At 64.1% G+C, this 5,928-nt stretch carries 6 protein-coding genes; 5 read left to right on the top strand and 1 reads right to left on the bottom strand.

Going from position 1 to position 5,928, the window contains the following annotated elements; translation table 11 throughout:
• Window positions 1–118: 118 nt before the first annotated feature.
• From ENZ74_RS18685 to leuC, 3 genes are all read left to right on the top strand, one after another.
• Entirely contained in the window at window positions 119–928 is an 810-nt protein-coding gene (locus ENZ74_RS18685) for an amino acid ABC transporter permease (protein ID WP_027163295.1), read from the top strand.
• Window positions 929–982: 54 nt separating this feature from the next.
• Complete coding sequence (locus ENZ74_RS18680; RefSeq protein WP_063169534.1) at window positions 983–1,618, top strand: class I SAM-dependent methyltransferase; 636 nt, start codon at window positions 983–985, stop codon at window positions 1,616–1,618.
• A 327-nt stretch (window positions 1,619–1,945) separates the two neighbouring features.
• Complete coding sequence (gene leuC, locus ENZ74_RS18670; RefSeq protein ID WP_063169533.1) at window positions 1,946–3,355, top strand: 3-isopropylmalate dehydratase large subunit; 1,410 nt, start codon at window positions 1,946–1,948, stop codon at window positions 3,353–3,355.
• Between the two features lie 38 nt (window positions 3,356–3,393).
• Here leuC and ENZ74_RS18665 read toward each other — a convergent pair whose 3' ends face one another.
• Window positions 3,394–3,711, bottom strand: a complete 318-nt coding sequence (locus ENZ74_RS18665; protein WP_013528869.1) for a hypothetical protein — start codon at window positions 3,709–3,711, stop codon at window positions 3,394–3,396.
• Window positions 3,712–3,870: 159 nt separating this feature from the next.
• Here ENZ74_RS18665 and ENZ74_RS18660 point away from each other — a divergent pair, with 159 nt between their 5' ends.
• Both ENZ74_RS18660 and ENZ74_RS18655 read left to right on the top strand, forming a co-directional pair.
• Window positions 3,871–5,067, top strand: a complete 1,197-nt coding sequence (locus ENZ74_RS18660; RefSeq protein WP_063169532.1) for a GGDEF domain-containing protein — start codon at window positions 3,871–3,873, stop codon at window positions 5,065–5,067.
• Window positions 5,068–5,140: 73 nt separating this feature from the next.
• On the top strand, window positions 5,141–5,928 hold a 788-nt coding region (locus tag ENZ74_RS18655; protein ID WP_127312913.1), incomplete at its 3' end, for a GGDEF domain-containing protein.

Genomic DNA, 5,928 nt, shown 5'->3' with positions numbered 1-5,928 from the left:
CGCTTTCACCAATCACCAAAGTTGAAAAAAGAGTGCCGTCGACGAAGCTGCCAATCTCCCCCCTTGAGGGGGAGATGGCCGGCAGGCCAGAGGGGGCTGCCTTGGCGCAATCCTTTTGATGCCTCCCGCCTCTTCCTCCAAAGCCGACTTCCCCTGGTGGCTCGTCGTGGCCGTGACCATCGCGATCGCGGTGGCCGTCTTCGTCGCCACCAGCAATCTCTATGCCCAGGTGTTCGCCACGGTCGCCAAGGGCATCGGCGTCACCATCTTCGTCACCGTGATTGCCTTCGTGCTGGCGTCGGCCATTGGGCTCGGCATCGCGCTGATGGGAATGTCGGGTTCGCGCTGGCTGCGCCAGATCGCGCGCTTCTATGTCGAGATCATCCGCGGCGTGCCGATCCTGGTGCTGTTGTTCTGGATCGCCTTTGCCGGCGCGCCGGCCTTCGTCGCGGCCTGGAACGCGCTGACCGCGCCGCTGCAAAGCGCCGGCCTGTTCGGCGAGCTTTTGGTGCGCGACGTGTCGCTGTTGTGGCGCGCCATCATGGCGCTGACCATCGGCTATTCGGCTTTCATCTCGGAGGTTTTCCGGGCCGGCATCCAGGCGGTGGAGAAGGGCCAGATCGAAGCGGCGAAGGCGCTCGGGCTGACCCGCGCGCAGCGTTTCCGGCTCATCGTGTTTCCACAGGCGATCCGCACCATCCTGCCGCCCCTCGGCAATGATTTCGTCGCACTGGTCAAGGATTCCTCGCTGGTCTCGGTGCTCGGCGTTGCCGACATCACGCAGATGGGCAAGGTCTACGCCGCCGGCTCCTTTCGCTTCTTCGAGACCTATTCGATAACAGCCTACATCTACCTCATCCTGACCGTCGGCCTGTCGCTGGCGCTCAGGGCGCTGGAACGGCGGCTGCGCCGCCAGCACGAGGAATAGTTTTTCGGCCAAGGCAGCGCTACGATCCCCGAGCATTCCCGTTGAGGAGGTCCCATGATCGTCGACAAAGCCAATGCGGCGCTGGATTCCGTCTATACGGCCGACACGCCGGAAGCGCTTGAAGAGGCCTATGCCGCATGGGCCGGGACCTATGACAGCGAGACCGCCTCGCTCGGCTACCTCCTGCCTTTCCTGATCACCGCCTGGGTGGCGCGCCATGTGCCGGCGGGCGATGGCCCGTTGCTCGATGCCGGCTGCGGCACCGGCCTGTCGGGACCGTCGCTGAATGCGCTCGGCTACCGCGACATTGCGGGGCTCGACCTCTCGGACGATATGCTGAAGATCGCCGGCAGCCGCAATGCCTACAGCGAACTGAAGCAGGCAATGCTGGGCGGTCCGCTGCCGTGGCCGGACGGGTATTTCCGCGCCTTCTTCTCGACAGGCGTGTTCACCATCAGCCATGCGCCGGCGACAGGCCTGCACGAACTGGTGCGCATCACCCGCAAGGGCGGCCATGCGATCTTCACCGTGCGCGACCGGGTGTTCGAGAGCGGCGGCTTCCAGGCGGTGTTCGATGAGTTGGAGCAGACTGGGAAATGGCGGCCGGTCGAGGAAAGCCCGTGGTTCCGCTGCTATGCGATCGCCGAGCCGGATGCGCTGGTGAAGACTTTTGTGTTTGAAGTGATCTGAGCGGCGCGTTCTCCGATCTTGGCTTCCTTCCTCTCCCCCTGAAGGTGTGGAAGTGAGGACGAGGAACCCGAGTTCTGCGAAGGCAGCTTCCAATTGCCGAAAACCCAAAACATTGATATGAGCCACGCCATGGAAGAGCTTTTTGGCGATCCGGCCTACAAGGGGTTCGTGCTGCAGGACAGAAAACGCCTGCCGTCGCGCTTCTCCGCGCGCGTGTCCGGGGCGCTGACCAGCCGACTACCCTAGGCCGACCCATCGGGGTCGTTTCGCCGGGCCGGAGGTCCGGCACCTGCTCTTTCCCATTCTCATATCGACGGATTTACGCACATGAGCGCACCGCGCACCCTCTACGACAAGATTTTCGACGACCATGTCGTCGATCGCCAGGAAGACGGCACCTGCCTGCTCTACATCGACCGCCACCTGGTCCATGAAGTGACCAGTCCGCAGGCCTTCGAAGGCCTGCGCATGACCGGCCGTAAAGTCCGGCATCCGGAAAAGACGCTGGCCGTGGTCGATCACAATGTCTCGACTTCGCCCGAGCGCAAGTTCGGCATCAAGAACGAGGAAAGCCGCATCCAGGTCGAGGCGCTGGCCAAGAACGCCAGGGATTTCGGCGTCGAATATTATTCCGAGAACGATATCCGCCAGGGCATCGTCCACATCATCGGTCCGGAGCAGGGCTTTACACTGCCCGGCATGACCATCGTCTGCGGCGACAGCCACACCTCGACGCACGGCGCTTTCGGCGCGCTGGCGCATGGCATCGGCACATCCGAGGTCGAGCATGTTCTGGCGACGCAGACGCTGATCCAGCGCAAGGCCAAGAACATGCTGGTGCGTGTCGACGGCCAATTGCCGGAAGGTGTCACCGCCAAGGACATCATCCTGGCCATCATCGGCGAGATCGGCACTGCCGGTGGCACCGGCTATGTCATCGAATATGCCGGCGAGGCGATCCGTGCGCTGTCGATGGAGGGCCGCATGACGATCTGCAACATGTCGATCGAAGGCGGCGCGCGCGCCGGCCTGATCGCCGCGGACGAGACGACCTTCGCCTATGTCAAGGACAAGCCCCGCGCGCCGAAGGGCGCGGCCTGGGATGCGGCACTCGAATACTGGAAGACGCTACAGTCCGACGAGGGCGCGCATTTCGACAAGGTGATCGTGCTCGACGCGGCCAAGCTGCCGCCGATCGTCTCCTGGGGCTCTTCGCCCGAGGACGTCGTGTCGGTGCAAGGCATCGTGCCGAACCCGGACGACATCACCGATGAGAACAAGCGCACCTCCAAGCAGCGCGCGCTCGACTATATGGGTCTGACGCCGGGCACCAGGATCACCGACATCACGCTCGACCGCGTCTTCATCGGTTCCTGCACCAATGGCCGCATCGAGGATCTGCGCGCCGTCGCCAAGGTGGTCGAAGGCAAGACGGTCAGCCCGCATGTCGATGCGATGATCGTGCCGGGCTCCGGCCTGGTCAAGGAACAGGCGGAAGCCGAAGGCCTCGACAAGATCTTTGTCGCCGCCGGTTTCGATTGGCGCGAGCCGGGCTGCTCGATGTGCCTGGCCATGAACGACGACCGGCTGAAGCCGCATGAACGCTGCGCCTCGACTTCGAACCGCAATTTCGAGGGCCGGCAAGGCTTCAAGGGCCGCACCCATCTGGTGTCGCCGGCGATGGCGGCCGCGGCGGCGATCGCCGGCCACTTCGTCGACATTCGCGAGTGGAAGTAGTCCAGACTTGAACGGACCCGAGCCGCACCCGGCTCGGGTCAACGCTTCCCGTCGCGGCGGACGAGTTCGTGGAACTCCTCGCGGCGTCCGGGCTGTTCGGCCGCGACCACAAGCGCAAGCTGTTGTTCTTCGAAGAGCTTGAACCATTCGTCCCATTCGACGAGTTCATAGCCCCCCGCATTGAGCGGCCGTTCAGGCTGGTCCTGATCCTGATAGGCGTGCTGGCCGAAGACCAGCCTCAACATGGGCTGCGTCCCCGCTTCGGGCGAGATGTCGACGATTGCGGGAAAGCCGGCGCGCCCGGCAGCCCACGAGCGGATCGCATCGTGGTCGGTCAGTGTGATTGTGTCGGCCATCGGTCGCTCCAGATTGTCAACGAAGGAACGCTGACCGGAGACGGCGGTTCCCTGACATTATTTTGAGATGGCGGTCCTGCTTGCGGCGAGGCTTAACCGCTTGTTTGGGCTTGCCCTCTAAGCTCTTCCCCGACGTAAGCGAGGGGAAGTCATAGTCGTTTGGACACGGGTCTGCTCATAGCGCTGCTTAACCCGACGATCGCGCTGGCGCTCGGCGCGGCGTTCCTCGTGCTATGGTCCTATCAGCGCCACCGCCCCTATCTGGCCGTGCTGGCGCTCAGCTACAGTCTCTCGGCGGTGGGCTTCCTGCTTCAGTATTTCACCTTGCCGATCGGCATGCCGCTGACCAAGCTGGTGTCGAACATCTGCTTCAGCATCGCCGGCTGCTGCCTGGCCGGCGCCATCGTCCACCGCTATGGCCGCAAGGTGCCCTATGTGGGGATCGGCGCGCTGGCCTGCGGGGGACTGGCGTCGTTCTGCTGGTTCCTGTTCATCGCGCCGGATCTCACCTGGCGCATCCTGGCGATGAACTTCGCTTTCGGCGGTATCAGCCTTCTGGTTGCCGCCGAACTGCGCCCGGTGCGCAACAACGGCCCGACCGAGAAAATCCTGTTCGTGCTGTCGCTGCTGTCGGGCGTCAACTTCTTCGTGCGCACCCTTATCGTCGTCATCGCGCACGGGCCCTTCACGAGCTATGACGGGTTCTATGGCTCGTCCTACTGGACGACGGCGCTGCTGTCGCACGCGCTGCTGTCGCTGCTTATCGCGCTGTGCCTGTTTTCCGCCGCGGCACTCGACGTGTTGAAGGCGTTGAAGACCGAGACCTTTACCGACCCCCTGTCGGGCCTGCTCAACCGGCGTGGCTTCGAGGAGCGCGGCATGCTGCTCTTGCGGCACTGCGCCTCGGCGCGGTTCCCGGTCGCGTTGGTGCTGGCCGACCTCGATCATTTCAAGGCGCTCAACGATGTGCATGGGCATGGGGCGGGCGATCGCGTGATTGCCGATTTCGCCGCCAAGCTTCGGTCGGCGGCCGGCGCGCGCGGTGTTGCCGGGCGTATCGGCGGCGAGGAATTCGCCGTGCTGCTGCCACTCAGCGATCTTGCCGCGGCACGGCTGTTCGCCGAAGCGGTGCGCACGGTCTATTCGGCCGGCCATGTCGACGGGCTTCCCCAGGGAACGAAGGTGACGGCAAGCTTCGGCGTGGCGGCCCGCAGCGGTGACGAGGCGCTGGAGCCGCTGATGCGCCGTGCCGACGATGCGCTCTACAAGGCCAAGAAGAACGGCCGCGACAGTGTACGCCTGTCCTATGAGCGGCCGGAAACGGCGTTCCTGCCGGAGCCGCTCAAGACCGGCTGAATCCTGGCCGGCCAGGACGTTAACGTCTTCTTCGCCCGTCGATGATTAGCTGTCGGCGCGGGTGCGGGAGAACATGAGCGGCGCCAACTTCATCCTGTTGATCAATCTGTCGGTTGCCGGCCTGCTGGCGGCCTGCTTCATGGCGGTCGCCTTCCACGATGTCGGCCGGGCGCCGGCGCGCTGGCTGGCATTTGGCTATCTGCTGGGCATGGCCTATTCGGCCATCGAATTCTCCATTCCCGCTTTTGCCGACGCGCGGCTCCCGGTCGTTGCCGCCTTCGCGGTCTTCCTTGCCGCCACCATTGCGTTCAATGGCGGGCTTGCCCGCAAATACGGCGTGGCGCCGCCCTGGAAGGCGATGCTGTTTTTCCTGTTGGCCACCACCATAGCTGTGTATTTCGTACAGGACCTGCCCCGCCAGTCGCTGATCCGCATCATGGCTTACCAGCTTCCCTATGCGGTCATGCAGTTCATCGGGCTGGCCATCGTCTGGTCATCGAGGCAAAAGCTTGCCCGTCTCGATCGCATATTGATGGCCGTGCTGGCGGCGAGCGGCCTGCAGTTTGCCTCCAAGCCATTCATCGCCCATGCGCTCGGCGGCTGGGGCGCCAATCCGCAAGCCTATCTGCAAAGCAACTACGCGCTGGTGTCGCAATCGCTCGGCACTGTCTTTGCGCTGGCGCTGGCGCTGCTGATGCTGGCCATCCTGGTTCGCGACGTGCTTGCCGAAGTGACGTCGAAGTCGGAGACGGACACGCTTTCGCGCCTGCTCAATCGCGGCGGCTTCACCCGCCATGCCGAACTGGCGGTGCTTGGCGCCCTGCGGCAAGGCGTGCCGGTCGCGCTGGTCATAGCCGATCT

It is taken from the genome of Mesorhizobium sp. M7A.F.Ca.CA.002.15.2.1 (genome assembly GCF_003998715.1).
In the GTDB taxonomy this organism is placed as follows: Bacteria; Pseudomonadota; Alphaproteobacteria; order Rhizobiales; family Rhizobiaceae; genus Mesorhizobium; species Mesorhizobium ciceri.
The sequence above is the reverse complement of the archived record's forward strand: the minus strand, read 5'-3'. Positions and strand labels throughout refer to the sequence as shown.

Coding starts and splice junctions, on each gene's coding strand:
- ENZ74_RS18665 (WP_013528869.1), bottom strand. CDS start 3,711: ATGGCCGACACAATCACACTGACCGACCACGATGCGATCCGCTCGTGG.
- ENZ74_RS18685 (WP_027163295.1), top strand. CDS start 119: ATGCCTCCCGCCTCTTCCTCCAAAGCCGACTTCCCCTGGTGGCTCGTC.
- ENZ74_RS18680 (WP_063169534.1), top strand. CDS start 983: ATGATCGTCGACAAAGCCAATGCGGCGCTGGATTCCGTCTATACGGCC.
- leuC (WP_063169533.1), top strand. CDS start 1,946: ATGAGCGCACCGCGCACCCTCTACGACAAGATTTTCGACGACCATGTC.